Raw genomic sequence first — 26489 nt, 5'->3', positions numbered from 1 at the left:
CTCAGGCCGACAGCTCCCGTAGTACACGCTTGAGCACCTTGCCAGTGGGATTGCGTGGGAGTTCATCGATGAAGAACACATCACGCGGCACCTTGAACCGAGCCAGATGCGACTTGACGTGTTCGCGGACCTCATCCTCGGTGAGCGAATATCCCTCGCGCACAACGACTACCGCACGCAGTCGCTGACCGTACCGGTCATCGGGCACACCGAACGCGCTGACCTCCGCCACCGCGGGATGGGCCGCGAGGAGTTCCTCGACCTCGCTCGGAAAGACGTTCTCACCGCCGGAGACGATCATGTCGTCATCGCGACCGTCGATGAAAAGCCTTCCGGCACTGTCGAAGTGGCCGACATCGCCGGTGGACATCAACCGCCCGATGCGGGGCTTGTCACCGCCGCCGGTGTAGCCCTCGAATTGGTAGTTGTTGCCGACGAAGATCCGCCCGGTAATACCGGGACCCACCTCGCGGTCATTGTCATCGAAGATCTTCACGGTGGTACTCGGCACCGGGGAGCCGACACAGCCGGGCTCCACCGCCAGATCGGCGGGCGTGGCAATGGTCGCGTAGGCCACCTCGGTGGATCCGTACACGTTGTAGACCACCGGCCCGAAGGCTTCGGTCAGTCGGCCGCACAGCTCGGCACCGAGCTGGGATCCGGCGACGAAGATGATCCGCAACCGCGAGAGATCATGTCCGGCGAAGGCTTTCGGTCCGGCATCGACGAGCCGCTGCAGCATCACCGGCACCGCGATCATGGCGGTTGCGCCATGCCGGTCCAGGCTGTCCAGCACCGCCTGCGGATCGAAGCGGCGCCGGATGACCAGCGTCGAGCCGAAGCCGACCGCGAGGATGGCGTGCGCGAAACCGAGCGTATGGAACAGCGGCGCCGGGCATTCGGTGACTTCGCGCGCCCGGAACGGCACCTTGCCGAGGATGGCGCCCAGCGGCGACAGCGAGGTCGGCTCACTGCTTCGCGGCGCCCCCTTCGGGGTTCCGGTCGTTCCGCTGGTCAGCAGGACGATGCGGGCGGCGGTGCGCGGCTTGCGCGGTGGTGTGCGCGCGGCGCCCGCGATCAGATTGTCCAGGGTGTCCACGCCGGGCCGATCGGCCCAGGCGCGGTAGCGGCCACGCCGGGGCGTGAAATCGCCCAGCATGCTGGCATATTCATCGTCGAAGACCAGCAGATCGGCGCCCTCGCGGGTCACCACCTCACGCAGCTGCGGGCCCGCGAAGTCGGTGTTGAGCAAGATGATTCGGGCGCCGCACTTGGCCGCGGCGAAAACCGAATAGTGGAAGCCACGATGGTTGCGCGCCAGGATCGCCACACCTTCACCGTCGCGCAGACCTCGCGCCCGCCAGGCATTCGCGAGTGCGGTACTGCGCTCATCGAGTTCGCGGAAGCTGATGCGGCCGAGTTCGTCGATAATGGCGCTGCGATCGCGATAGCGCAGGGCGGCAACGGTTGTCAGCCCACCGAGCAGTCCGGAGCGCAGTACCGCCGCGCCCATTCTGGCAAGCCGATCCGGACGTTCGGGCGTCGCGAGTCCGGCACGCACAGTGAGTGCGGCGTAATAGGTCTCATCGGCGGCCCGTCGCGCCGCGGTCGTGGCCAGCGTCCCGAACTTGCTCGCAAACTTCATTATTCGATCCTCGCGTTGTCCCTGTCCGCCCGCACGTCGGCTGGCATCGATGTACCGCGCCGATCGGCTCGAGCCACGCCTGTGCCGTTGAGATTTCCGCCACACTCCGACGTACGCGATGGATCATCGGGTCGAATGCCCTTGGCCGCAGCCGAGATCGAGCGGTCCGCGTTATTGACCAGGATCTCCGGTGCGCCGAATTCGGCGAGCACCCGGTCGCCGACGGTGTCAATGCCCTTGTCGGTGGACAGGTCCCCACGATCGCGTGCGCCACCCCACCGCGCGCACCGATCTCGCGCACCAGCACCTCGAGTTCGTCGGCGCGCCGTGCCACCACCAGGGTCATCGCACCCGCGACCGCGACCGCCTCGGCCAGCGCCCGGCCGATCCCACTGGACGCGCCGGTAATGAGCGCAGTGCGTCCCGCGACCCGACCGGCCAGCGACGGCACCCAGGGCGCGGACAGGCGGCGCGGTTTGATCGGCACATTGTTCGCCTGCCGGGCGAACTTCTCGAACATCGACATGGTTGGCCACCTACTGTGAGGGCGAGTGCCCTCACAGTAGAGCGCGCCGAAGGTCTTCGTCGAGTACCGACCCAGACAGCAGGGTCCAGACGCGCCGTCCATGATGGACGAATGTCCAGCGATATTGACGAGCAGCTTCGGAGCCGAACCGCCGACCTGCGGATCGTCGTCGACGATCTGTCCGGTCCGGAGGTCGCGGCCCTGCTCACCCAGCATCTGGCCGAGATGTACGACAACTCGCCTGCCGACAGCGTGCACGCCCTCGACCTGGATGCCCTGCGCGGCCCGGCCATCACCTTCTGGAGTGCCTGGGAGGACAGCGAACTCGCAGGCTGCGGCGCACTCAAACAGCTCGACGCCACTCATGGCGAAATCAAGTCGATGCGCACCGCCACCGATCGCACCGGCCGCGGCATCGCCGCCACCCTGCTGGGCCACCTCATCGCCGACGCCCGTGCCCGCGGCTACCACCGGCTCAGCCTGGAAACCGGAGCCTCCGACTACTTCGCCCCGGCGCAACGGCTCTACGCCCGGCACGGCTTCGAGGTCTGCCCACCATTCGCCGACTATCTCGAGGACCCGCACAGCGTCTTCATGACGCGCACCCTCTGAGCACCGCCGCCCGCTCGCCGCGTCGACTGTTCGCAACAGCACGACTCGATTCGGCCGCACACAACTCGAAGCGGCGCTATCCGCTCGAGTCGACCCCGCACGGCTTGATCCAGCCCCACACGACTCGAATACCACCGCACCCTCGATACGACCCCCACACGACTCGATCCAGCCCCACACGACTCGAATACCACCGCACCCTCGATACGACCCCCACACGACTCGATCCAGCCCCACACGACCCGAATGCCACCGCACGCTCAATGCGACCCACACGACTCGATTCGGTCCCGCACAGCCCGATTCCGCGCCGCCCGAAGCAGCGATCGCCGGTCCGCGTCAGGCGACGTTGATCGCGGTGATCAGCGTTCGATTGCCTGCCGTTCGGGTCGTGATGATCTGGGTGAAGGTCTGCGGTTGCTCACCCGGTCGCTGTTGGGTGAGCCGGACCTCCCAGTGCGCCTCCCCCGCATCGGTGCCCGCGCGGGTGATCTGCACGCAGTACAGGGTGCCGGTGGGGACCTGGTTGATGCCGCGCTGGATCTGGTCGGCGGCGGGCACATTCGCGTCATTGGCGACGACGCCGCGCGCCGCGAACCCGGAACGCTGCACGTAATACGCACGCTCGAAGGCGAGGATCGCCGAGGGGCCATCGCTGGTGCCGCCCGGATCCGTGCCGGAGATGACATCGCCGGTGCGCCGCTGTTCACAGCCCGGCGTCGCGACCTGCGACGGTTGATCGCCGGGGGCGGTGGTCCCCGGAACGCGTCCGGCGGTCCCTGGCACGACGGCCGCCGAGGTCGCTGCGGCGGGGCGCTTCTGCTCACCCGAACCGCCGAAGACGAACATCAGCACCGAAACCACCGCGAGCACCACACCGAGCACGATCAGCACCGCGACCACCCGATTGCCGCCACCTGCCGGTTGCTGATCGCGACGTCGCGGCGGATGCCGCAGTGCCGGGCCGGGATTGCCGCCGGACCGATCGATGATCGTGGGCACAACGGCTTTGGTTTCCGCAGGTAGCGGCGATTCGGTCGCGACGGTGCGGGTCCGGTCCCGGCTCTGCTCCGCCTCCGGTGGCGCCGCGGCGGGATGACGCGGTTCCAGCCATTCCTGCCAATCCCCGGACGGCCGGGCACGCAGTGGCCGCTCGGGTGGGTCGAGCGGATCGACCCGAGGGCCCCGTCGTTGGCCCGAACCGCGGCGCGCGCCCGGACGCCGCCGCTTCGAGGCTGGGGCGGCGGGCCGGATCATGGGCAGTCCGGTATCGAACGGATTGCCCTGGTTCCGGCTCGGGGAGCCGGAATCAGAGCTCGTCATCGTCGAATTCGCCGATCACCGCAGGCGGGACGGTCGCCAGCACGGTCGGCACGGTGACGCCGAGTTGGCCGTCGCGCGGGCGGCGATCCTCATCCGATTGCGGTGACGGCGGCATCGCCAGACCGCCGGTGCTGCCCGGCTGGTTCGCCGGTTCCGGCGCGGAGGGGCGCGACGGTGGCGTATCCGTGGCGGCCGGTGCCTGCGGCGCCGGTGCTGGCATCGGCGCGGGGGCCGGTTTCGTGGCGGTGGATCCATTGGGCGGGATCACCGAGCTGGTCCCGGCATTCGGCGCGGGCTTGGCCGACAGACCCGATCCGCCGCCGAAGTCGATCACATTCGTGGGTTTGTTCGCGGACTCGCCAGTGGTCGAGTTCGTGGTGCTGCCCGGATGGATGAGTTCCGGAATCGCCTTGTCGATCGCCTTATCCGCGGAGGTGGCCACGGTGTCCATGGCATGCGTACCGACTTCGGCGATCTTATCGATGAGGTGGGTGCCGATATTGACCCCGGCCTCGATGGCGGCGGTGCCGACCGAGACACCCGCGTTGATCAGGTACTGCTGCAACTGGAGTTGGGCTGCCTGCACCGGGTCCAGCGGCGTTGTCGTGGTCACGCCCGCGGTCGTCGTGCCGTCCGTCGTACCGGGCACGACCGTCTGCTGGGTGGTGCCGACGCCCTGCGGTGTGGTGACGGTGAGCGGTCCCATCGCATCGAGCCGGGCGGTGTGGCCGTCCATTTCCGATTGCGCGGTGCTGACCGCGGTGACGGCGTCCCGCAGCGCCTGGGTCGCCCGCGCGATCACGGCATCGGTATCCGAGGACGCGCTCGCGGTGCTCATGATCTGCCGGGCGTCCCTGCGGAAGTCCGCGATGATCTGCTCCACCTTCTGCGCGGCACGGGCGCTGGTGGCATGGGCGTCACCGAGCACCGACAGGTACTCCGGTCCGCGGTCGGAGATATCGCCGATCTGAGTTTGTGTGGTGCGCAACGCCGGAACGGCATCGTCGGCGGCGCGCGAGGTCCAGGTCGACTCGAGTGCGTGCAGGCCGTCGCGGTGCGGGCCCTCGGCATCGGCGACCTGTGTGGACGCCGCGGACAGCGCGTCGACCACGGACCGGTCCGGTGTCGCGACGCCGCTGCCGAGCGAGGCGCGCAGCTGTAGCAGCGGCTGCACCAGCGTGGCCACGATCGGCGGATCCACATTCGGGTCGACGGTGCTGACGGGGGTATCGGCGGCGGTGTTGGCGGGCCGCCGACGGAGCAGTCGTCTCATGCCTGCGCCTCGCTGACGCTCGGCTCCGGCATGTGCCGTGCACGCTGGCTCATGATTCGCTCACTTCGTTCGCTCATGCCAGCGCTTCTCCTTGCCGGGCAAGAGCGCCCGCGGAATCTACGTCGATGCCCTGCATATCCGCGCTGTAGTCGCGCAGTACCTGCCCATAGGCGGCCACCAATTGTCCTGCGGTAGAAAGCGCTTGGACATGTTCGTGCACCTTCTCGGTGAATCGGGCCACAAATGTGGCGCCGATCGGTCCGAGATCGGCGACGAGTCGCTCCGGACTCACCGCGCCACCCGCGACAGCCGAGGCCGAGGCCAGCTGTTGCGACACCGTATTCGCGATCGCGGTGTAGGCGGCCATCGCCGCCGGGTCGAGCTTCAGCGCGTCCACTGTTCCCCCTTAATTACGGAAACCAATCTGTCGCCTCATATTTCGACACTCCGAGCGTACTTGGGACCCGGACAATGCGCGCCCGATCCCGTGTTCGGATCGAGTCTATGCGGCCGCGGCTGGCGCTTATGCGACACCAGTCCGTTATGACAGAGGCCGAGGTAGCGATTCCGGAAACGATCACTTTCACCTCGCGGCGGTCATATGCTTAACGCTACGAGGTTGGTCCCATCATCACTCTGGCGATCCACGCCCAGGGTGTCCAAGGTGAGAGGGGTCAGTAGCGTGAAGAACAGCAAGCGTTTTCGAAACTGGTCGGTCAGATCCGCAGTGCTCGTCGGTGCCGTATCGGCCGGACTCCTGATGGCGGGCACGGCGCAAGCAGAACCACTGTGGCCGGGTGGCCCAGATATCGGCACACCGGCGATCATTCCGCCCATTCCGCCAGCTCCCGTTTATGCACCGTGTGCCGAGAACGCACGGATGTGTATGCGGCTGTCCACGAACGAAGCCTGGCTGATGGAAGACGGCAAGGTGACCTACGGTCCGACCCCGATCTCCCACGGTCGACCCGGGTACGAGACGCCGCCCGGGGTCTTCCGGGTCTCCTTCAAAAGGGAGGACTTCTGGAGCACCATGCACAACGCTCCGATGAAGTGGGCCGTCTTCTTCAACGGTGATATCGCCACCCATATCGGCCCCATCGAGGAACAGTCGCACGGCTGCATCCGGATGACCCCCGAGGGCGCCGAGGCGACCTACCACCACCTCAACCCCGGTGACATCGTCGAGGTCGTCCGCTGACACCGTCACCGAGCAAGGCCTGAGCGGAATCGACCGCCATGGCTTTCTCGTATCCGTCGGGTCGGCGGCAAAGTCGTTGCGCACCAACGCCGACCACCGCATCGCATTGATGACACCTCACATCGCCGAGCTCGGGCCCCGTTCCGGACCGACGGCTGACCGGTTCGCGCGGCGAATGCGATCGGTCGTGACAAGGCCGTCATCGACGGGCCCGAGAACCGCTGGACCGAACCAGTGGCACAGCAGCAGGGCGAGCTCGACATCGAGGCGATCCTCGCCGATCGGGCGGCCGCGGCGGTCGACGGCGCGCTGGACCCGATATTTCACCGAGTTGAAGTGCAGGTTCAGCTCGTCGGCGGCGGCCTTGTAGCTCGCGCCGTGATGTAGGAAGACGCGCAGGGTGTCGCGCAGTCGCGCATCGTTGTCGGAGTTGGTCGCCAGCGGCCCGAGCACATCGCGCACCCAGGCCCGAGCCTCGGGCAGATCGCCGCTCAGCAGTGCGGCCGCGGCCAGCCCGGGGTCGCCGGACGCCGTGACGCGCTCGCTGCGTGGACCCGCGGCGATGGCGACGTTGCGGACGCTCTCGGCCTGCCGATGGGAGCGGCGGAAGCCCTCGACACCGGGCAGTGGCATGCCGAGGGCGATACACGGAGCATCGTGGCGCCCGGCGATGAACCGACGCACCAGCCCCGCGACGGTCGGCGCGGTCTCGGCGCTCAACGGAATCCAGCCCCAACCGCTGACTCGATCGGCGGCGACGAACAACGCACTCCCCTGTGTCGGTAGCGATTCGGTGAGCTCGCGCAGGAAGCGTTCCAGCCGCACCAACTCGTTGCCCTTCACTTCGTCGGGGTACCAGAGAATCAGTGCGAGGTGAATTCGCCTGAGCGGGTAGCGGATTGCCGCGGTGACCGCGTCCAGATCCACCTCGCCGTCCTCGAGCAGCTCGCGCACACGGACGGCGCGCACGCTGTTGCGGTGCTCCGACCACCGATCGCGCTCGACGTCGTACACCCCGACGACCTGCTGGGAAATCCAATCGATATAGCGGAAGGAGACCGTTGTCATCCGCTCGTAGACATCGAGGCTCAGTGTCGGATCGAGGTCCGCGGTGCGGATCTCGTCCAGGATCACATCGAGCAGCGCCTGCTGACCGAGCCGGTACGCCCGCACGAGCGCATTGGAGGAGACATCGTGTTGGGCCAGGCGCCGCGCATACTCCAGCGCGGCGGTCGGCGGTTCGACGCGCTCGATCGGGATGTCGTAGTGCAACGCGTGGAAGACCGCATCGATATTTCCCTCGACGCTGGCGCCCAGTAATTCGATGAGCTGCGAATTACCCCGCAGTTCGGAAATCTCGGCGGCCAGGGTCTGCTGAATCGACCGGGATACCTCGCCCAGCCTGGCACGGAGCAGCCCTTCGATCCTCGCGGCGTTCTCTATGACGACTGCATCGTCGAACCGGCGCCGGTCAGCCATAACCAACAGTAGATCGCTGCGCCGACCAGGGTGATCGATTTCCTGATGCGGTTGTCTTCCCACGACAACACCGGCCGCGGACTTCGTATTTTCGCGACGGTGTTTACCAGATGTCCGATTCCTATCGTTTGGTGTATCCCTTCGAAACCCCCCAGACCAGGAATTGTCCATGAACCTTTCGGAACTCCCCGATCTACGCGCCACCCGCGACCCGTACGGACCGAGCATCGCCGACGATGACGTCGAGTTGAACAATATTCAGTTCCTCCGGACCGTCCAGCGGGCCGCGGCGACCTTACGCAGCCAGGGCATCGGCGCCCAGGACGTGGTCGCCGTGATGCTGCCCAACACCGTGAGCCTGGTGGTGACCCTGTTCGCCGCGTGGCGTATCGGTGCGGCCGTCACCCCGCTCAGCCCCACACTCGTCCCGTCCGAGGTCGCATACCAGGTGGCGGACGCGGGGGCGAAGGTGCTGGTCACCGATCGGCAGATCGAACTGGCCACACCCGCGCTGTTGCCGGTGCGTGAGCTGACCGCCGAACCCCCGGCCTTCGCCGATCCGGTCCAGCAGTCCGACGACGCGCTGGCTGTGCTCATCTACACCAGCGGCACCACCGGCCGCCCGAAGGGCGTCATGCTCGACCACGCCAACCTGAAGGCGATGTGCCGCATGGTGATCGACGCATTCGAGCTGACCGGCGCCGACCACAGCCTGCTCATCCTGCCGCTGTTCCATGTCAACGGCATTGTCGTCGGCACGCTGTCGCCATTGCTGGCCGGTGGCCGGACCACCATCGCGGGCCGGTTCAGCCCGAAGACCTTCTTCGAGCGGATCGAACGCAGCGGCGCGACCTACTTCTCCGCCGTACCGACCATGTATACGATGCTGGCGGATCTGCCCGCGGATGTGCGACCGGACACCTCGGCCGTGCGATTCGCGGTATGCGGCGCGGCACCGGCCAGCGTCGAACTGCTGGACAAGTTCGAAAGCCGTTACGGCATACCGATTGTCGAGGGATACGGACTGTCCGAGGGCTCCTGCGCGAGCACCGTCAACCCGATCGGCGGCCAGCGCAAGCCGGGCACCGTCGGGCTGCCGCTGCCCGGCCAGACCATCCGGATCGTCGACTCCAACGACCTCCCGGTGGCCGACGGTGAACCGGGCGAGGTGCAGGTGCACGGACCGAATGTCATGCGCGGCTACCTGAATCGCCCCGACGAAACCGCCAAGGCGCTCGCGGGCGGCTGGTTGCACACCGGCGATATCGGACGCATCGACGAGGACGGCTATCTCGTGCTGGTCGACCGGGCCAAGGACATGATCATTCGCGGCGGCGAGAACATCTATCCGAAAGAGATCGAGACCGTCATCTATCAACTGCCCGAAATCGCTGAGGCCGCGGTCGTCGGCCGGGCCGATGGGGTGTACGGCGAACAGCCGGTGCTGTTCGTCTCGCTGAATTCCGGCGCGCAGATCGACGCCGAGAGGATCCATGAGCACGCGCGCGGCGCGCTGTCGAAATTCAAACTGCCCGTGGCGATCACGATTCTCGACGAGCTGCCGAAGAACGCCGTCGGCAAGATCGACAAATCCTCGCTGCGTAAATCGCTGCACCTCCAGGGCGCCTGAGATACATTCGAAAATTAGGAGTTCACAATGAGTTTCACAAAGCCGGATCTCCCAGCCGTCGATCCGGAAACATTTCTGCGGAAGCCGCTCATGGAGCGGATGCGCATCCTCGCCGTCAGCTGGGGCGAGCACGGATTCGGTTCGCCGCGAATGGTGCACACGATCTACATCCTGAAGCTGCTGCTGTGCTACGCGCTGGGCGGCATTGTCGTGGCGACCGTGACCTCGGATCTGCCTGCGTTCTGGCATGTTTCGCAGTGGTGGGACCAGCCGATCGTCTACCAGAAGGCGGTGCTGTGGACCGTCCTGCTCGAGGCGATCGGTGTCGCGGGCTCATGGGGACCGCTCGCAGGGAAGGTGAAGCCGATGACCGGCGGCATCCTGTTCTGGGCCAGGCCGGGCACCATTCGGCTGCGGCCATGGCGCTGGGTGCCGTTCACCGGGGGTGATCGCCGCACCTGGTTCGACATCGTGCTCTATGTGGCGATGCTGGTCGCCGTGGCGGTTCCGTTGGTTCTGCCCGGCGTGCACAGTGACTCGCTGTCCGCCGCGATCCCGGACAACACCTCGGGCCTGGTCGCCCCCGCGCTCATCGTGCCCGCAATCGTGCTGCTGGTGCTCAATGGCCTGCGCGACAAGACGGTCTTCCTCGCCGCTCGCGGCGAGCAGTACCTGCCCGCGCTCGTCTTCTTCACCGTGCTGCCATTCGTGGACATGATCATCGCGCTGAAGCTGCTGATCCTGGTCGTCTGGGTCGGTGCGGGTGTGTCGAAGTTCGGCAAGCATTTCGCCAATGTGGTCCCGCCGATGGTCAGCAACAGCCCCTCGATGCCGTTCACCCGGATCAAGCGGGCGCATTATCGCGACTTCCCGCGTGACCTGCGGCCGTCCCGGGTGGCGGATCTGATGGCGCACGTCGGCGGCACCTTCGTGGAGATCGTCGCACCGCTGACGTTGTTCTTCTCGACGAATATCTGGCTCACCGTGGCGGCAGCGACCTCGATGGTGGTGTTCCACCTGTTCATCGTGTCGACCTTCCCGCTGGCGGTGCCGCTGGAGTGGAATGTGCTGTTCGCCTACACCACGATCTTCCTGTTTCTCGGCTTCCCCAACTGGGACGGCTACAGCGTCACCGATATGTCCTCACCGTGGCTCACCATGGTGATCGTGGCAGGGCTGGTGTTCTTCCCGATCCTGGGTAATTTCCGCCCCGACAAGGTGTCCTTCCTGCCCTCGATGCGGCAGTACGCGGGCAACTGGGCATCGGCGGTGTGGGCGTTCGCGCCCGGTGCCGAGGCCAAACTGGATCGCGTGACCAGGACGGCGCGAAATCAACTCGACCAGTTCATCGAGTTCGGCTACGAACCGCAATGGGCCGAGATCACCCTGCAGAAGACCATCGCCTGGCGCACCATGCACAGTCAGGGCCGCGGCCTGTTCTCGGTGCTGCTGAAATCCCTGCCCGATATCGATGCCCGTACGGTGCGCGAGGCGGAATTCATCTGCAATTCGCTGATCGGGTTCAACTTCGGTGACGGGCACTTGCACAACGAGGATCTGGTCCGGGCTGTGCAGACCGAGGCACAATTCGAGCCGGGTGAGCTGATCGTCGTCTGGGTCGAGTCGCAGGCGGTGGGCAGCAAGGTTCAGCACTACAAGGTGATCGACGGGGCGCTCGGGGTGATCGAGCGCGGTACCTGGAAGGTCGCCGACGCGGTCGCTGAGCAGCCGTGGTTGCCCAACGGTCCGATCCCGACCGAGGTGAGCTGGTCGCTGACCGAACCGAAGCCCACTGCCGCACCGGTCATCCTGGATGAGCACGGGCATGGAGCGCTGGCATGAGCACCGCAACCGTGGTGGGCGGCGGCCCCAACGGGCTCGCCGCCGCCGTCGCCCTCGCGGCGGCCGGAGTACAGGTCACCGTGTTGGAGGCGGCGGACGAGATCGGTGGCGGCACCCGCTCCAGCGAGGCGATCGTGCCCGGTCTGCTGCACGACCACTGCTCGGCCACCCATCCGATGGCCGTCGGCTCGCAATTCCTCGGCAGTCTCGGCCTCGACCGGTACGGGCTGCAGTGGCGCTGGTCCGAGATAGATTGCGTACATCCGCTCGACGGCGGTTCGGCGGGGGTGCTGCATCGCTCGGTCGAGGAGACCGCGGCCGGGCTCGGCCGAGACGGGGCACGTTGGCGGCTGGCATTCGATCGCCCGGTGGCCCGGTACGACGCGCTGGCGCAGGACATCATGGGCCCGCTGCTGCGAATGCCACACCACCCGCTGACGCTGGCACGATTCGGCATTCCGACCATACTGCCCGCCTCGACGCTGGCACGGGCATTCCAGACCGCGGCGGCCAGGGCGTTGTTCGGTGGCATCGCGGCACATACCTTTCGGCCGCTGCATCAGCCGCTGACCTCCGCGATCGGACTGGGCATCATCACCGCCGGGCACCGGCACGGGTGGGCCGTTGCGGCGGGCGGATCGCGATCGATCAGCGGCGCGCTCGCCGCGCTGCTGGCCGATCTCGGCGGCAAGATCGAGACCGGGACCCGCATCGACGAAATATCGCAGTTGCCGCACACCGACATCACGATGTTCGACCTTGCACCCGGCGCCGTCGCCGATATCCTCGGCGATCGGCTGCCGCGCCGAATCGCCAAGGCGTACCACCGTTTTCGGCAGGGACCCGGGGCTTTCAAGGTCGACTTCGCGGTCGAGGGCGGCGTGCCGTGGACCAATCCGGACGCACACCGCGCCGGGACGGTGCATCTTGGCGGCAACTACGCCGAGATCGCCGCCGGTGAACGGGATATCCACGCGGGCCGGATGCCGGAGCGACCGTTCGTCCTGGTCGGGCAGCAGTACCTGGCGGACCCGCAGCGCTCGGTCGGCAACGTCCATCCGCTGTGGACCTACGCCCATGTGCCCAACGGATATACCGGCGATGCGACCGCGGCGATCATCGCCCAGATCGAGCGGTTCGCGCCTGGTTTCCGGGAGCGCATCGTCGGGCAGTCCGTGCGGACGACGACGGAGATGGCGACCTACAACCCGAACTATGTCGGTGGCGACATCATGACCGGCGCCAAGGATATTCGTCAGTTGGTCTTCGGTCCGCGCACCACACTGTCGCCGTACGACGTCGGCGTGCCGGGAATGTACATCTGCTCCGCGGCCACGCCACCCGGTCCCGGCGCGCACGGTATGTGCGGCGCCAACGCCGCGCAATCGGCGCTGCGTCACCTGGAAGAAATCGGCTAGCAATCGGGTTGCCCGAGATCGATGTCACTTCGGGCCGACCGGCCGCACACCGATAGCGGTACCGCATGTTTGCAGGTCCTGTGTCCTCCTGCCAATGAATTCCCTGGTTCTCGTCTCCCCGAGACGATGATCCCGATCGAATTCCATACGACAGTAATTGCAGCTAGCAACGGCGCGGCATACCAAGATTCCAAATACCCAGAAAGCATCAGGAATGACCACTTCGTACGTTCAAGAAATCCCCGGGCTCGGACTGGGCACCGGAAAACTCACCGGCCGCGTCGCCTTCGTCACCGGTGGCACCCGCGGTATCGGCGCCGCGATCGCCCGCAGCCTCGCTGGCCAGGGCGCCACAGTGGCCGTGGGCTACAACAAGGACAGCGCCGACCATTTCGTCACGAACCTCACCGAGCAGGCCCGGGCGCACGGCGCCACCGCTTCGGCTCATCAGGGCGATATCAGCTCCGCCGCCGACTGTCGCCGCACCATCGCCGAGGTGATCGAAACCCATGGCCGACTCGACATTCTGGTCAACAACGCGGGTATCACCATGGACAAGACGGTGGCCGCGATGACCGAGGAGGACTGGCACACCGTGCTCGCGGTCAACCTGTCCGGCGCCTTCTTCCTGTCCCAGGCCGCGCTTGCGCACATGGTCGAACGGGGGACCGGACGCATCGTCAACGTGTCCTCCGTGGTCGGTGAGACCGGCAATATCGGCCAGGCCAACTACGCCGCCGCCAAGTCGGGGCTGTTCGGGTTGACCAAGACCCTGGCCAAGGAGGCCGCCTGCCAGCTCGACAAATCCGGCCTGCGCACCGACTACGGCATCGGCATCACGGTCAACGCCGTGACGCCCGGCCTGATCGCCACCGACATGACCGACCGCATTCCGAAGCAGGTGATGAGCAAGCTCACCGCCCAGATCCCGGTGGGACGGGCCGGTCGCCCCGAGGAAGTCGCCAGGGTCGTGCACTTCCTGGCCGCTGACGCCTCCGCCTACATCACCGGACAGGTGTGGAGCGTCAACGGCGGCATGGATATGTGACCCGGGCACCGTCGAACTATCCACCCGAGAGGAGTCATCGTGACGAATACCGTTGATACCGAACGCAATTACCCACCCACCACCGCCCGTGGCGCGGACGAGCTCGCCGCTCCGCTCGATCTGCTGCTGCTCGGCCCCGCCTTCGGCCTGCGCCGCCGCATGACACCGAACACCTCCTGGGCACATATGGCCGCCAATCTGGCCCGCAAGCCGGGGACTGTCGCCGAGCGCGGCCGATCACTGGTCAAGGAATTCGGCCTTATCGCCCGCGGTTCGGCCACCCGGGAACCGGCCAAGTACGACAAGCGCTTCGCCGACCCCGCGTGGCAACAGAATCCGCTGCTGCATCGAGCAGTGCAGGCCTACCTGGCCGCATCCGAGACCGCCGAGACGCTCTACCGAGACGCCGATCTGGACTGGCGCGATGGCGAGCGGATGAAGTTCGTATTCGACAATGTGATCGAGGGCGCGTCGCCGAGCAACAACCCGCTGCTCAGCCCGCTGGGCTGGAAGGCGCTCATCGATACCGGCGGACTGAGCGCGGTCCGCGGCCTGCGCCGATTCCTGCGCGATATCGCCAGTCAGCCGCGAGTTCCCGCGATGGTCGAGCCGGATGCGTTCGCGGTCGGCGAGACGATCGCCACGACACCGGGCGCGGTCGTGCTGAAAACACGGATGTTCGAGTTGATCCAGTACACCCCGCAGACACCGACGGTGCACACGGTTCCGCTGCTGATGGTGCCACCGGTGATCAACAAGTTCTATGTCATGGATATCGCACCCGGCCGCAGCATGATCGAGTATTTCGTACAGCAGGGCCAGCAGGTCTTCGCGATATCGTGGCGCAATCCGCATGCCCGGCACCACGATTGGGGATTCGACAGCTACGGCGCCGCCATTGTGGAAGCACTCGACGCAGTGCGGCGGATCGCGGGGACCGAGCGCGCGCATCTGATGGCGAGCTGTTCCGGCGGCATTCTCGCGGCCATGGTCGCCGCGCATCTCACCGATATCGGCGAGGACGATCGGCTGGCGAGCCTGACGCTCGCAGTCACCGTACTCGATCAGTCCAAGGCAGGTTTCGCCTCGGCGGCGCTCGGCGAGAAGGAGGCGCATACGGCGATCAGGATGTCCGAGCGCAAGGGCTATCTCGACGGACGTGCGCTGGCCGAGGTGTTCGCGTGGCTGCGGCCGACCGATCTGATCTGGCGGTATTGGGTCAACAATTACGTCCAGGGGCGCGCGCCCGCGGCGTTCGACGTGTTGTTCTGGAATGCGGACACCACGCGCATGACCGCGGCCCTGCATCGGGATATGGTGCTGCTCGGGCTGCACAACTCGCTGACCGAACCGGGTGCGGTGCGCATGCTGGACTCGCCGGTGGATCTGTCGAAGGTGACCGTCGATTCATATGTGATCGGTGGCATCGCCGACCACATCAGCCCGTGGCAGGCCACCTATCGCAGCGCACGTCTGCTGGGCAGCGCGCAGCAGCGGTACGTGCTCTCGACCAGCGGACATATTGCGGCGCTGGTCAATCCGCCCGGAAATCCCAAGGCGTCCTATCGATTCGGGCCCGCCGACACCGAAAGTCCCGACGAATGGCTGGAAACGGCGGAGCGGGCCGCCGACTCCTGGTGGCCCGATTACGTCGCCTGGCTCGCCGAGCGCGGCGGACCTGAAAAGCCCGCGCCGCAACAGCTCGGCGCCGAGGGCCTGCCACCCGTCGGTCCGGCGCCGGGCACCTATGTCCACGAACACTGATGTCGCGCAGTGAGCCGATGATCGCCGCCATCGGGGACCACATCATCACCGTATTCGGCCAACGGATTCGAGTGCGTATCCGGCCGGGACGGGGCATACCGCTGGTGTTGTGCAATGGCATCGGCGCCGGGCTCGAGGTGCTCGCGCCGATTGTCGACGGGCTCGACCTCGAGATCCCGGTCGTGAGTTTCGATGTGCCCGGCACCGGCGAGTCACCGCATTCCCCACTCCCCTATGGGTTTCCGTATCTGGCCTGGCTACTCGGCCGCATCCTGGACAAACTGGGCATCGACCGCGTCGATCTGCTCGGCCTGTCGTGGGGCGGTGCGGTGGCACAGCAATTCGCTTTTCAGAACCCGCGCCGATGTCGCAGGCTGGTGTTGGTGTCGGCGGCGACCGGCGTGCTGATGGTGCCTGCCCACCCGCGGGTGCTGGTCAAGATGGTCACACCGCGCCGGTTCCGGGATCCGGAGTACGCCACCGATATCGCCGCGGCCAGCTACGGCGGCACCGCACGCACCGATCCCGAGCGCGTTGCCGAACTGTTCCACCGTCAGGTGCACGCGGGATCCTTGCGCGGCTACCTGTACCAACTCCTCGCGGGTTCGCTGTGGACCAGCCTGCCCGCGCTGTGGGCGATTCGGCAGCCCACACTCATCGTCGCGGGCACCGACGACCCGATCATCCCGGTCGTCAACGCCCGCATCATGCACCGAATGCTGCCGCATTCGACGCTGCACCTACATCCGGGCGGACATGTCGACGTCGTTACCGACGCGGCCACATTCGGTCCGGTGATCAGCGGATTTCTCCGATCGGCCCGCGCGCGCCCACGTCCGACTCGAGCGCCCACAGCTGGGGACCGGTACCGCATTGACGACGTGCGCCGGGCACCGCGAATATGAACTATGGGCAACGAAAACCTGCACAACAGGCAACACACCCGGCGTCCTGGGATGCCGATCGCCTGATACGAGCAGCTGGTGCGCGACGAATCCGATGTAGCACAGGCACGTGTGTTCTACGACCTCCTCACCGCCGAGGCCGAGTCACTGACCGCCACAATCGAGAAGACACTGACCAGACGCGGCAGTCCAAGGGCGACAACCGAATCCCGACTGCTCATTCGGGAACTGCGCGAAGTGCGCCGATGCCTGGACCAGCTCCGGACCCGCTTCCCCGAGGTCGCCCGATCGAAGCGTTGACCGGGCCATCGATCGCCCGGTCAGCGCTTCATCTTTCGGCTGCCACCGCCTCAGCGTTCGGAAACCAGCTCCGGCTCCGGCTCGCCAGCCGCGTCCTTCGCCATCACCGCCTCACCGCGCGCAACCATGCCCGCTTCGTCGGAGAGTTTCATCTGTGGGATGAACAGTGCGAGCACGAAGGCGATCGCCGCGCCCGGGATCAGGTACCAGAAGCCGGGGACCAAGGCATCCACGTACGCACCGACGATGGCGTCGTGCAGCACGTCGGGGAGGTGTTTGACGACCGAGGGAACCAGGCCGCCCGGATCCAGTTTCGCCGCAGCGGCTTCGGGGCCGTGGGAGATGAAGACGTCGGTGAGACCTTCGGTCAACCGGTTGGTGAAGATCGAGCCGAAGATGGCTACGCCCAGTGCACCGCCCATTTCGCGGAAGTAGTTGTTGGCGCTGGTCGCGGTGCCGATCTGGTTGGGGGTCACCGCATTCTGCACGACCAGCACGATGATCTGCATGATCAGGCCGAGGCCGGCGCCCATGACGAACAGCATTGCGGAGACGACCCACATCGCGGTGTCGGCGTCCAGGCGGGTCAACCACAGCATATCCACGATGATCAGCGCCGCGCCGAGGGGCGGATACGCCTTGTAGCGGCCGGTTTTGGTGACCATGGTCATCGAGGCCATCAGCGCGATCATCAGGCCGACCATCATCGGGATCAGCAGCAGACCCGATACCGAAGCCGAAGCGCCCGTTGCCATCTGGAGATAGGTGGGAATGAAGGCCAGGGCAGCGAACATCACCAGGCCGACCAGGAAGCCGATCGCGGAGGTCAGCACGAAGGTGCGGTTGCGGAACAACCACAGTGGCAGCATCGGCTCCTCGGCGCGCGCTTCCACGAGTACGAAGGCCGCGACCACGGCGATGAACGCGGCGATCATCGTGACCATGACTGTTGAGCCCCAGGCGTATTGCTTGCCACCCCAGTCGGTGATCAGGATCAGCAGCGTGGTCGCCGCCGACATCAATACAACACCGAGGTAGTCGGGCCGGGTCTTGGGCCGGTGGCTCGGAATGCTCAGGTAGCGGAACGCGATGAACAGCGCGGCGATACCGATGGGCACATTGATCCAGAAGCACCAGCGCCAGCCGAGATGATCGGCGAAGAAGCCGCCCAGCAGCGGACCGGCGACCGACGTGATGCCGAAGACCGCGCCCATCGGGGCCATATATTTGCCACGGTCCTTGGCGGGCACCACATCGGCGATAATGGCCTGGGCCAGGATCATCAGACCACCGCCGCCGACACCCTGCAGGCCACGGAAGGTGATGAACTCCCAGAAACTCGTCGACGCCGCGGCGCCGATGGAGGCGACCGTGAAGATGGTGATGGCGAACAGGAACGGCCAGCGACGGCCGAACAGGTCACCGAATTTGCCGTAGATCGGCATCATGATGGTCGTCGCGAGCAGATAGGACGTCGCGGTCCAGGCCATATGGGAGATGCCGCCGAGGTCGCCGACAATGGTCGGCATGGCGGTGCCGACGATCGTCTGGTCCAGGCTGGCCAGGAACATCCCCGCGATCAACGCTCCGAAGATGAGCCAGATTCGTCTCTGGGTCAACACAATTGGCACGGGCGGCGATTCAGCCGTAACGGTCATTGCTTACCTCTCCTTCTCCTGCCGCCCGGCTGCTCGAACAGCCGGGCGGCCATCGCACCGTGTTCGTGTACCGCCGCTGCCAGCGATACGGTCGGATCATTTGCCGAGGACATGGCCGCCCTCGTGGTGATAGTCGTCATGAATCCCGCTGCCAGACCGACGAATTCGGGTGATAGGTCGGTGCCGAGCCGTGCCGAGAGGAGTTCGCCGATGACGCTCTCCAGTCGAGCACCCGAGGCGACGAAGGCCGCGAGCACCCGCGGCTCGGTCTTGATGAGCGCGGCTACCAGCGAAATACCCTCGCGCACAACGGTTTCGGATTCGAATCCGTGGGCGAACAACCAGGTGAGGTCGTCCATCAGCACACCGCTCGGTCCGCCAGCGACGAACTCCGCACGCAGCTCCGGTGTGCCGATCTCGTCGACCGGTCCGACGACCGCGTCCATCTTCGTTTCGTAGTAGTTGAAGAACGTGCGCGGGGAAACCCCGACCGCTCTGGCGATGTCCTCGACGGTGGTGGCGTCGAGCCCCCGCTCGACCGCCAGCCGCCGCGCGGCCATACAGAGGTCGAGCAGGGTCTGGCGCTTCTTCTGCTCCCGCAACCCGATCGGTCGCTCGTCGCGATTCGCCTTGGACATGTCCGCCAAAGTAGCACAAACTGCAATTTTTCATAAACTGCAAGTTCGAGGGTGCTTGCGACGGAGATGGCCCGCAAGGGTCCTGAGCTCAGATGACCGCCACGCCCGGGACGATCGCACCCACTCGTGTCATCCGGAAACGACCGGAGGAACAACCCGTCACACAGAGGTCATCCTACGAATTCGTGGGTGCCCGAATCTCCTTGCGACGTAGGAGAATTGACGCACATCTCGAACCTAATTAACTCCGATATAACTCAAGTTTCATCGACTCGAGATGCAATTTTCGCTACTGTTGACCTTGCCTACAGCGAGGTGGGATTTCGAGAACCTCACATCGGTCGGGGGGATTACGCCCGTAGGAGAACTCCAAGTGAAGTATCCAGTGTGCGCTCGTGTGTTAGGTCCATTGACGCTTGCTCTCAATAATCACAACGCAACGCCAACCGCGCAAAAGCAACGCCAACTACTCGCATTACTTCTCGTCCGGCACGATACCGTCGTTCCGGTCACCACCCTGGTCGAAGAGCTGTGGAACGACGACCCACCGCGCAGCGCCGTCACCGTCGTACAGACCTACGTGCTCGGAATTCGCAAGAAGATGGCCGAACAACTCGGCATCGGACAGGCCGAAGTGGCCGAACGTTTTCTGCGCACCCGCAGCAAGGGCTATTCGTTCGACGTCAAGGACTGCCTGTTCGATTTGCGCGACTACCAAACCATGTCCGAGGCCGCCCGCTGTGCCGCCAAGACCGGCGACGACTACCGAGCGGTCGACCTGTTCACCGCCGCGGAGGCGCTGTGGAGCGGTCCGGCGCTGGTCGATGTGGAGGGTGGGATGCCACTCGCAGCGGAGATCTCGCATCTGGATCACCTGCGGCTGACCAATATCGAGCTGCGCGTCGAGGCCGAGCTGCGGCTCGGTCGATATCGCGAAGTCTGCCCCGACCTGGCCCGACTCACCGTGCAGCACCCACTGCACGAGCGGCTGCAGGCGTATTACATGTTCGCACTGTGCCGTTCGGGCCAGCGCGCCCGCGCGCTGGCCTCTTACCAGCAGTTCAGTAGGTCGATGCAGCGCGAACTCGGCCTCGACCCGTGCCAGAAGCTGCAGAAGTTGCATCAGGACATCCTTGCCGCCTCCGACGTATCGGTGAGCGCCATGCTCAACAGCCGCCACGCCGGATATCTCATCGGTTGGTACTCCCCCGAATTCCGCTCGGCGCGAGCAAAACCCGCCTAACCGTCCCGCAACAACTCGTCCACCAGCGCGGTCGAATGCATCGCCGACCGCATGGCCGGATGATCGAGCACCTCGCACAGAAAATCCCGGGTCGTCTGCACCCGTGCACCCGAAATCCGGAATTCGGCCAGCGCCCGCCGCATGCGCGCGAGCGCCCGGTCCCGGTCCGGCGCCCAGACGATGAGTTTCGCCAGCAGCGAGTCATAGTGCGGCGGAATCGAATAACCGGCGTGCACATGCGTGTCCACGCGCACGAACGGACCACCCGGCGGTGTGAATTCCGCCACAATTCCGGGAGCCGGTGCGAATTCGGCCGTCGGGTCCTCGGCATTGATCCTGCATTCAATTGCCGCGCCGCGCAGGGAAATATCCCGCTGGGCGATGCCGAGCGGTTGCCCGGCCGCGATCCGGATCTGCTCGGCGATCAAATCGATACCGGTAACCATTTCGGTGACCGGATGTTCGACCTGAATTCGGCAGTTGACCTCCATAAAATAGTAATTCCCTTGGCGATCCACCAGAAATTCCACGGTTCCGGCACCGACATAGCCCGCTTCCAGCACCCCGTCCACCGCGGATTTGCCCATCCGCGCCGCGAGCCCGTCCGGCAGCCGGGGCGCGGGCGATTCCTCGATGAGCTTCTGATGTCTGCGCTGTACCGAGCAGTCGCGCTCCCCGAGGTGCACACCGTTGCCGTAGCCGTCGCACAGCACCTGGATCTCGACATGCCGAGCGCCCTCGAGGTACTTCTCCAGATAGACTCGACTGTCGCCGAACAACATTCGCGCGGTCGCCCGGGTCTGCTGATAGGCGTGCGGAAACGCCGCACTCTCACGCACCACCTGCATACCGCGCCCGCCGCCACCGGCGGCCGCCTTGATGATCACCGGATAGCCGATCGAATCGGCGAGCGCGTGCGCCGCATCGGGTTCGAGCGGATCGAGACTGCCCGGCAGCAGCGGCAAGCCCGCCTTGGCCATCAGCGTGCGCGCCGACTGCTTATCGCCGAGTTGGGCCATCACATCGGCGGGCGGACCGATCAACGTGACCGCCGCCGCACGGCAGGCATCCGCGAAATCCGGTGACTCCGAGAGGAATCCGTATCCGGGATGGATGGCATCGGCTCCGGTCAGCTCGGCGGCGGCCAGCACCGCCGCAGCATTGAGGTAGCTCCGCTTGGCCGCCGCTGGCCCGATCTGCACCGATTCATCGGCGAAGCGCACCACTGCCGACTCGGCATCGGCGACCGAGTGCACCGCGACGGTGCGCACACCCAGTTCCCGGCAGGTGCGCGCGACCCGCAGCGCGATCTCGCCGCGATTGGCGATCAGAATCTTGTCGAACATGGTGTCCCGCACTCTCTTATGCCACCGAACGGACCGGAACCTGCTGCCGCGCACCGAATCGGCGGAATCGCGCCCGCCGCTCAGCCGCGAGGTCCGCACCGCTGCGCCCGGTCAGCTCCCGCAGACTCGCGGTCAGCGCCCGGTGCAGCTGATTCGCCGCCGCCAGCGGTGCGGTGCCGACATCATCGCCCGGTTCGGGCAAGACCGCGTCGACGACGCCGAGCAGCAGCAGATCACTGGCCGTAAGTGACAGCGCGGCAGCGGCTTTCGGCGCGGCGGTGGGATCGTTCCATACGATGGCCGCGCAGCCTTCCGGGCTGATCACCGAGTACGTGCCGTTCGCGAACATCAGCACCCGGTTGGCGACGCCGAGTGCCAGCGCACCACCGCTACCGCCCTCACCGATCACCACACTGATCACGGGCACCCGCAGCGCCGACATCAGCCGGATATTCTCCGCGATCACCACGGCCTGCCCCTGCTCTTCGGCAGTCGCACCGGGATAGGCCCCTGGAGTGTCGATCAGGGTGATCACCGGCAGCCCGAGCTTTTCGGCAAAACGCATGAGCCGCGCCGACTTTCGGTAACCCGCCGGTGTCGGCATGCCGAAGTTGCGGGCCATCATCTCCTTCGGCTCATGGCCCTTCTGGTGCCCGATCACCACGACCGGCTGCTCACCCAGCCACGCGGTGCCACCGACAATGGCGGGGCAGTCCCCGGAAATCCGATCCCCCCGCAACTCGTGGAAGCCGTCGAAGGCGAGGGCGAAGTAATCGAGCGCGGTCGGCCGGCTCGGCGTCCGCGCACGCCGGACCTGCGCCCAGGGATCGCTGTCGGGCATCCGAGCCGGATCGGTGATGGTCCCCGCATCGAGTTCGGTGACCGCATCGCCGGTCGGGTCGACCGGACCGGCGACTCGCAGCAGGGAACCCAACGCCTGCCGCAGACCCGCGCGCGGCACGATCATATCGATAAGGCCACGCTCCAACAGGAATTCGGCAGTCTGGAACCTCGGCGGCAACTCCTGGCGGATGGTCTGCTCGATCACGCGGCGGCCCGCAAAGCCCAGCCGTGCGCCCGGCTCGGCGATCAGCACATCCGACAGCGTCGCGAACGAGGCCGCGACACCGCCGTAGGTCGGATCGGTGATCAGGGTGATGGTGAGGATTCCGGCGCGGTCCAACTGTTCCAGCGCCGCACTGGTCTTCGCCATCTGCATCAGCGATAGCGGCCCCTCCTGCATCCGCGCCCCACCGGAAGCGGTAACGATGAGCAGCGGAATCCGTTCGTCGAGTGCAGTTTCCGCGGCAGCAGTGATCATTTCCCCGACCGCGGTGCCCAAACTGCCGCCGAGGAAGCGGAAATCCATTGCCGCGATGATCACCGGATTGCCCTCGATCTCCGCGAGCGCACACAACACCGCATCGTGCATGCCGGTGCGTGCCCGCGCAGCGGCGAGCCGGTCCGGATAGGGCTTGGTGTCGGTGAAGGTCAGCGGGTCGTCGTCGGTGGGGATGACGGCGCGGGGTTGGTAGCGGCCCTCGTCGGCGAGCTGGACGATGCGCTGCTCGGCGGTGATCGGGGTGTGTCTGCCGCATTCACCGCAGACGCCGAGGTCGCGGGCGAACCGCTTGCCGTACAGCGGAATCAGACAGGCCGGGCAGAGCACCCAGTCCGCGGCGCCGTCCGAGCCGAGTGCTGACTTCATCACGCGTATCTCCTGTGCTCGAGGAAGGTGTGACCCACAGCCTGCGCGCGCCCGCTCGAGAACAGCTCGACTCCGGCACTCGAGTCAGGTTCGAGCGCCGCCTTCGATGCTCGAGTACACGATCGAAGGGAGATAACGCCATGAACCCCAACGCATCCGGTGGTGCGGAATGAGCCGCCGCGTTGTCGTCACCGGACTCGGTGTCCGCGCGCCCGGCGGTTCCGGTAAGGACGAGTTCTGGAAACTTCTGTCCGAAGGACGCACCGCCACCCGCCGGATTTCGTTCTTCGACCCGACACCGTACCGATCCCAGGTGGCTGGCGAAGCCGACTTCGACCCGATTCGGGAGGGCCTCTCGCCGAGGGAGATTCGCCGCATGGACCGGGCGGTGCAATTCGCCGTGGTGTGCGGACGGGAAGCGGTGGCCGATAGCGGCATCGATATCGGATCGCTCGACCCGCACCGGCTCGGCGTCAGCCTCGGCAGCGCGGTGGCCGCCGCCACCAGCCTCGAACAGGAGTACCTGGTGCTATCGGACTCCGGTAAGAACTGGCTGGTCGACCAGACCTATCTGTCCCCGCACATGTTCGACTACATGGTGCCCAGCATGATGCCCGCCGAGGTGGCCTGGAGTGTCGGTGCCGAGGGCCCGGTCGCCATGGTCTCCAACGGCTGCACATCCGGACTGGATTCGGTCGGCCACGCGGTGCAATTGATTCGCGAAGGTTCGGCCGATGTCATGCTGGCCGGGGCCGCGGATACCCCGATTACGCCGATCGTGGTGGCCTGCTTCGATGCGATCAAGGCGACCACCTCGCGCAATGACGATGCCGAACACGCCTCGCGCCCGTTCGACAATTCGCGCAACGGCTTCGTACTCGCCGAGGGCGCCGCGATGTTCGTGCTGGAGGAGTACGAGAGCGCGCGCAAACGCGGCGCACACATCTACGCCGAGATCACCGGCTACGCAACACGCTGCAACGCCTACCACATGACCGGTCTCAAGGCCGATGGGCGGGAAATGGCCGAGGCGATCCGCGTCGCACTCGACGAGTCGCGCATCGACCCCACCGGCGTGGACTACATCAACGCACACGGTTCGGGCACCCGACAGAACGATCGGCACGAAACCGCCGCGGTCAAGCGCAGTCTCGGCCAGCACGCCTATGCGACACCGATGAGCTCGATCAAGTCGATGGTCGGGCATTCGCTCGGTGCGATCGGCTCGGTCGAGATCGCCGCTTCACTGCTGGCCCTGGAATACCAGGTGGTGCCGCCGACGGCCAACCTGCACGAGGCCGATCCCGAGTGCGATCTGGACTATGTACCGCTCACCGCGCGCGATCACCGGATGGACACCGTACTCACCGTCGGCAGTGGATTCGGCGGCTTCCAGAGCGCGATGGTATTGCGCAAACCGCAGGAGGTGGCGGCATGATCCTGGTAACCGGAATGGGTGTGCTCGCGCCGAACGGCCTTGGCGTCGAACGGTTCTGGGATGCGGTACTGGGCGGTCGCGGCGGTATCGCGCCACTCACCCGGTTCGACGCGAGCCGCAGCAGCGCGCGATTGGCCGGGCAGGTTGCCGATTTCGACGCGGGCGAACATCTGCCGAGTCGATTGCTGCCGCAGACCGATATTTCCACCCGGATGGCGCTGGCCGCCGCGCAGTGGGCGCTGGACGATGCCAAGGTCGACACCGCGGCACTGACCGACTACGACATGGGCGTGGTCACCGGAAATGCCTCCGGCGGTTTCGAATTCACCCACCGCGAGTTCAATAAGCTGTGGTCGCGCGGTTCCGAACATGTGAGCGTCTACGAATCGTTCGCCTGGTTCTACGCGGTGAACACCGGGCAGATCTCGATCCGGCACGGTATGCGCGGACCGAGCAGCGCGCTGGTCGCCGAACAGGCGGGCGGATTGGACGCGGTCGGACACGCCAGGCGCACAGTGCGTCGCGGTACCCCGCTGGTGGTCACCGGCGGGGTCGACTCGGCGCTGGATCCCTGGGGCTGGGCGGCACATCTGGCCAGCGGTGCGGTCAGCACCTCGGACGCACCGGAGCGCGCCTACCTGCCCTTCGATGTCGAGGCATCGGGATATGTGCCCGGTGAGGGCGGGGCGATGCTGGTGGTCGAGGATGCGGCGGCGGCCCGAACCCGTGGGGTGCCGAAAGTGCACGGCGAAATCGCCGGATACGCATCGACATTCGATCCGCCCCCCGGCTCCGGAAGGCCCTCGGGTCTGCGCCGAGCGGCCGAGCTCGCACTCGCCGATGCCGGTGTCGGGCCGGAGGACATCGATGTCGTATTCGCGGACGCGGCGGGCGTGCCCGACCGCGATCGAGACGAGGCGGCCGCCATCGAAGCCGTCTTCGGGGCCGGCACAGTCCCGGTCACGGCGACGAAACCGCTGACAGGACGACTGTTCTCGGGTGCGGGCCCGCTCGACATCGTGACCGCGCTGCTGGCCATCCGCGATTCGGTGATCCCGCCAACCGCCCACACCACCACCCTCGCCGAGGACTACCGGATCGACCTGGTTCTCGGCGCACCCCGGCCCGCCACCGTCGGCGGCGCCCTCGTCCTGGCGCGTGGCCGTTGGGGTTTCAACTCCGCGGTCGTCGTACGCGCCGTCACCGACTGATTCGAATATCTAGGGAGCCGATCATGACCATGACCATCACCGAATTACGCCGGATCCTCGTGGAATGCGCGGGCGGCGAGGATATCGCCGAACTCGCCGGCGATATCGCCGGCGTCGACTTCGAACAGCTCGGCTACGACTCCCTGGCGCTCATCGAGACGGCCTCCCGGATCCAACGCGATTTCGGCGTGACGATTCCAGAGGAGCAGCTCATCGATGTCAAGACGCCACAGGAGCTGGTCGATATCGTCAACAGTCAGTTGCCGGGTGCGGCATGAATA

22 protein-coding genes and 1 pseudogene are annotated in these 26489 nt (G+C 66.1%); 13 read left to right on the top strand and 10 right to left on the bottom strand.

The genetic code is table 11. The annotated features are described in order from the left end of the window. Position 1: 1 nt before the first annotated feature. Positions 2–1645, bottom strand: coding sequence for an acyl-CoA synthetase (locus ABZW16_RS04725; protein ID WP_354952204.1), 1644 nt, complete (start codon positions 1643–1645; stop codon positions 2–4). A gap of 155 nt (positions 1646–1800) precedes the next feature. Beyond that, a pseudogene (locus ABZW16_RS04720) lies at positions 1801–2165 on the bottom strand (SDR family NAD(P)-dependent oxidoreductase); the annotation flags it as partial. 117 nt (positions 2166–2282) lie between these two features. On the opposite strand from ABZW16_RS04720, the gene ABZW16_RS04715 reads away from it, so the two are divergent. Then, complete coding sequence (locus tag ABZW16_RS04715; RefSeq protein ID WP_354952202.1) at positions 2283–2783, top strand: GNAT family N-acetyltransferase; 501 nt, start codon at positions 2283–2285, stop codon at positions 2781–2783. Positions 2784–3122: 339 nt separating this feature from the next. Here the strand turns inward: ABZW16_RS04715 and ABZW16_RS04710 are convergent, their stop codons facing one another. From ABZW16_RS04710 to ABZW16_RS04700, 3 genes are all read right to left on the bottom strand, one after another. Further along, positions 3123–4106, bottom strand: coding sequence for a hypothetical protein (locus tag ABZW16_RS04710; RefSeq protein ID WP_354952200.1), 984 nt, complete (start codon positions 4104–4106; stop codon positions 3123–3125). Continuing rightward, positions 4093–5379 carry a hypothetical protein gene (locus tag ABZW16_RS04705; RefSeq protein ID WP_354952199.1) on the bottom strand — a complete coding sequence of 429 codons (1287 nt, stop codon included), beginning with the start codon at positions 5377–5379 and terminating at the stop codon, positions 4093–4095. The genes ABZW16_RS04710 and ABZW16_RS04705 overlap by 14 nt, the downstream gene beginning before the upstream one ends. Positions 5380–5452: 73 nt before the next feature. Further along, positions 5453–5776 (bottom strand): hypothetical protein, encoded by a 324-nt coding sequence (locus ABZW16_RS04700; RefSeq protein ID WP_354952197.1) that lies wholly within the window; start codon positions 5774–5776, stop codon positions 5453–5455. A gap of 489 nt (positions 5777–6265) precedes the next feature. On the opposite strand from ABZW16_RS04700, the gene ABZW16_RS04695 reads away from it, so the two are divergent. After that, on the top strand, positions 6266–6580 hold the full coding sequence (locus ABZW16_RS04695) for a L,D-transpeptidase (RefSeq protein ID WP_354952195.1): 315 nt from the start codon (positions 6266–6268) through the stop codon (positions 6578–6580). Between the two features lie 117 nt (positions 6581–6697). Here the strand turns inward: ABZW16_RS04695 and ABZW16_RS04690 are convergent, their stop codons facing one another. After that, the gene (locus ABZW16_RS04690; RefSeq protein WP_354952193.1) at positions 6698–8059 is read right to left on the bottom strand and encodes a helix-turn-helix domain-containing protein; all 1362 of its coding nucleotides are present in this window, start codon (positions 8057–8059) and stop codon (positions 6698–6700) included. A gap of 169 nt (positions 8060–8228) precedes the next feature. On the opposite strand from ABZW16_RS04690, the gene ABZW16_RS04685 reads away from it, so the two are divergent. From ABZW16_RS04685 to ABZW16_RS04655, 7 genes are all read left to right on the top strand, one after another. Next, a complete protein-coding gene (locus ABZW16_RS04685) occupies positions 8229–9689 on the top strand; it encodes an AMP-binding protein (RefSeq protein ID WP_354952191.1) in 1461 nt (486 codons plus the stop codon). A gap of 27 nt (positions 9690–9716) precedes the next feature. After that, a complete protein-coding gene (locus ABZW16_RS04680; RefSeq protein WP_354952189.1) occupies positions 9717–11531 on the top strand; it encodes a DUF3556 domain-containing protein in 1815 nt (604 codons plus the stop codon). Then, positions 11528–12949, top strand: a complete 1422-nt coding sequence (locus ABZW16_RS04675; protein ID WP_354952187.1) for an NAD(P)/FAD-dependent oxidoreductase — start codon at positions 11528–11530, stop codon at positions 12947–12949. Before ABZW16_RS04680 ends, ABZW16_RS04675 begins: the two co-directional genes overlap by 4 nt. 214 nt (positions 12950–13163) lie before the next feature. Then, positions 13164–13997: a 3-oxoacyl-ACP reductase FabG gene (fabG, locus tag ABZW16_RS04670; RefSeq protein ID WP_354952185.1), complete on the top strand. Its 834-nt coding sequence runs from the start codon at positions 13164–13166 to the stop codon at positions 13995–13997. Between the two features lie 39 nt (positions 13998–14036). Beyond that, positions 14037–15761: an alpha/beta fold hydrolase gene (locus tag ABZW16_RS04665; RefSeq protein WP_354952183.1), complete on the top strand. Its 1725-nt coding sequence runs from the start codon at positions 14037–14039 to the stop codon at positions 15759–15761. Further along, positions 15761–16666 (top strand): alpha/beta fold hydrolase, encoded by a 906-nt coding sequence (locus tag ABZW16_RS04660; RefSeq protein ID WP_354952181.1) that lies wholly within the window; start codon positions 15761–15763, stop codon positions 16664–16666. The genes ABZW16_RS04665 and ABZW16_RS04660 overlap by 1 nt, the downstream gene beginning before the upstream one ends. Before the next feature lie 78 nt (positions 16667–16744). Next, positions 16745–16966 (top strand): hypothetical protein, encoded by a 222-nt coding sequence (locus tag ABZW16_RS04655; RefSeq protein ID WP_354952179.1) that lies wholly within the window; start codon positions 16745–16747, stop codon positions 16964–16966. Positions 16967–17016: 50 nt separating this feature from the next. Here the strand turns inward: ABZW16_RS04655 and ABZW16_RS04650 are convergent, their stop codons facing one another. Then, on the bottom strand, positions 17017–18624 hold the full coding sequence (locus tag ABZW16_RS04650; protein ID WP_354952177.1) for an MDR family MFS transporter: 1608 nt from the start codon (positions 18622–18624) through the stop codon (positions 17017–17019). After that, a complete protein-coding gene (locus tag ABZW16_RS04645) occupies positions 18621–19262 on the bottom strand; it encodes a helix-turn-helix domain-containing protein (protein ID WP_354952175.1) in 642 nt (213 codons plus the stop codon). The genes ABZW16_RS04650 and ABZW16_RS04645 overlap by 4 nt, the downstream gene beginning before the upstream one ends. Positions 19263–19671: 409 nt before the next feature. On the opposite strand from ABZW16_RS04645, the gene ABZW16_RS04640 reads away from it, so the two are divergent. Further along, positions 19672–20505 (top strand): AfsR/SARP family transcriptional regulator, encoded by an 834-nt coding sequence (locus ABZW16_RS04640; RefSeq protein WP_354952173.1) that lies wholly within the window; start codon positions 19672–19674, stop codon positions 20503–20505. Here the strand turns inward: ABZW16_RS04640 and accC are convergent. Both accC and accA read right to left on the bottom strand, forming a co-directional pair. Next, a complete protein-coding gene (accC, locus tag ABZW16_RS04635) occupies positions 20502–21863 on the bottom strand; it encodes an acetyl-CoA carboxylase biotin carboxylase subunit (protein ID WP_354952171.1) in 1362 nt (453 codons plus the stop codon). The two genes, ABZW16_RS04640 and accC, sit on opposite strands and share 4 nt — an antisense overlap. A gap of 4 nt (positions 21864–21867) precedes the next feature. Beyond that, positions 21868–23559: an acetyl-CoA carboxylase carboxyl transferase subunit alpha gene (gene accA, locus ABZW16_RS04630; protein ID WP_354952282.1), complete on the bottom strand. Its 1692-nt coding sequence runs from the start codon at positions 23557–23559 to the stop codon at positions 21868–21870. A 169-nt stretch (positions 23560–23728) separates the two neighbouring features. Here accA and ABZW16_RS04625 point away from each other — a divergent pair, with 169 nt between their 5' ends. The 3 genes from ABZW16_RS04625 to ABZW16_RS04615 are packed head-to-tail and all read left to right on the top strand — an operon-like array spanning position 23729 to position 26486. After that, positions 23729–24997, top strand: a complete 1269-nt coding sequence (locus tag ABZW16_RS04625; RefSeq protein ID WP_354952169.1) for a beta-ketoacyl-[acyl-carrier-protein] synthase family protein — start codon at positions 23729–23731, stop codon at positions 24995–24997. Further along, positions 24994–26208, top strand: coding sequence for a ketosynthase chain-length factor (locus ABZW16_RS04620; protein WP_354952167.1), 1215 nt, complete (start codon positions 24994–24996; stop codon positions 26206–26208). Before ABZW16_RS04625 ends, ABZW16_RS04620 begins: the two co-directional genes overlap by 4 nt. Positions 26209–26231: 23 nt before the next feature. Beyond that, positions 26232–26486, top strand: a complete 255-nt coding sequence (locus ABZW16_RS04615; RefSeq protein ID WP_354952165.1) for an acyl carrier protein — start codon at positions 26232–26234, stop codon at positions 26484–26486. Positions 26487–26489 lie beyond the last annotated feature (3 nt).

Origin of the sequence: Nocardia sp. NPDC004604, assembly GCF_040609795.1 — a bacterium.
Lineage (GTDB): Bacteria > Actinomycetota > Actinomycetes > Mycobacteriales > Mycobacteriaceae > Nocardia.
Note: the sequence above shows the minus strand (reverse complement) of the source record. Positions and strands in the feature narration are given on the sequence as shown.

Coding starts and splice junctions, on each gene's coding strand:
- ABZW16_RS04725 (WP_354952204.1), bottom strand. CDS start 1,645: ATGAAGTTTGCGAGCAAGTTCGGGACGCTGGCCACGACCGCGGCGCGA.
- ABZW16_RS04715 (WP_354952202.1), top strand. CDS start 2,283: ATGTCCAGCGATATTGACGAGCAGCTTCGGAGCCGAACCGCCGACCTG.
- ABZW16_RS04710 (WP_354952200.1), bottom strand. CDS start 4,106: ATGACGAGCTCTGATTCCGGCTCCCCGAGCCGGAACCAGGGCAATCCG.
- ABZW16_RS04705 (WP_354952199.1), bottom strand. CDS start 5,379: ATGAGACGACTGCTCCGTCGGCGGCCCGCCAACACCGCCGCCGATACC.
- ABZW16_RS04695 (WP_354952195.1), top strand. CDS start 6,266: ATGCGGCTGTCCACGAACGAAGCCTGGCTGATGGAAGACGGCAAGGTG.
- ABZW16_RS04690 (WP_354952193.1), bottom strand. CDS start 8,059: ATGGCTGACCGGCGCCGGTTCGACGATGCAGTCGTCATAGAGAACGCC.
- ABZW16_RS04685 (WP_354952191.1), top strand. CDS start 8,229: ATGAACCTTTCGGAACTCCCCGATCTACGCGCCACCCGCGACCCGTAC.
- ABZW16_RS04680 (WP_354952189.1), top strand. CDS start 9,717: ATGAGTTTCACAAAGCCGGATCTCCCAGCCGTCGATCCGGAAACATTT.
- ABZW16_RS04675 (WP_354952187.1), top strand. CDS start 11,528: ATGAGCACCGCAACCGTGGTGGGCGGCGGCCCCAACGGGCTCGCCGCC.
- fabG (WP_354952185.1), top strand. CDS start 13,164: ATGACCACTTCGTACGTTCAAGAAATCCCCGGGCTCGGACTGGGCACC.
- ABZW16_RS04660 (WP_354952181.1), top strand. CDS start 15,761: ATGTCGCGCAGTGAGCCGATGATCGCCGCCATCGGGGACCACATCATC.
- ABZW16_RS04650 (WP_354952177.1), bottom strand. CDS start 18,624: ATGACCGTTACGGCTGAATCGCCGCCCGTGCCAATTGTGTTGACCCAG.
- ABZW16_RS04645 (WP_354952175.1), bottom strand. CDS start 19,262: ATGTCCAAGGCGAATCGCGACGAGCGACCGATCGGGTTGCGGGAGCAG.
- accA (WP_354952282.1), bottom strand. CDS start 23,559: ATGAAGTCAGCACTCGGCTCGGACGGCGCCGCGGACTGGGTGCTCTGC.
- ABZW16_RS04625 (WP_354952169.1), top strand. CDS start 23,729: ATGAGCCGCCGCGTTGTCGTCACCGGACTCGGTGTCCGCGCGCCCGGC.
- ABZW16_RS04620 (WP_354952167.1), top strand. CDS start 24,994: ATGATCCTGGTAACCGGAATGGGTGTGCTCGCGCCGAACGGCCTTGGC.
- ABZW16_RS04615 (WP_354952165.1), top strand. CDS start 26,232: ATGACCATGACCATCACCGAATTACGCCGGATCCTCGTGGAATGCGCG.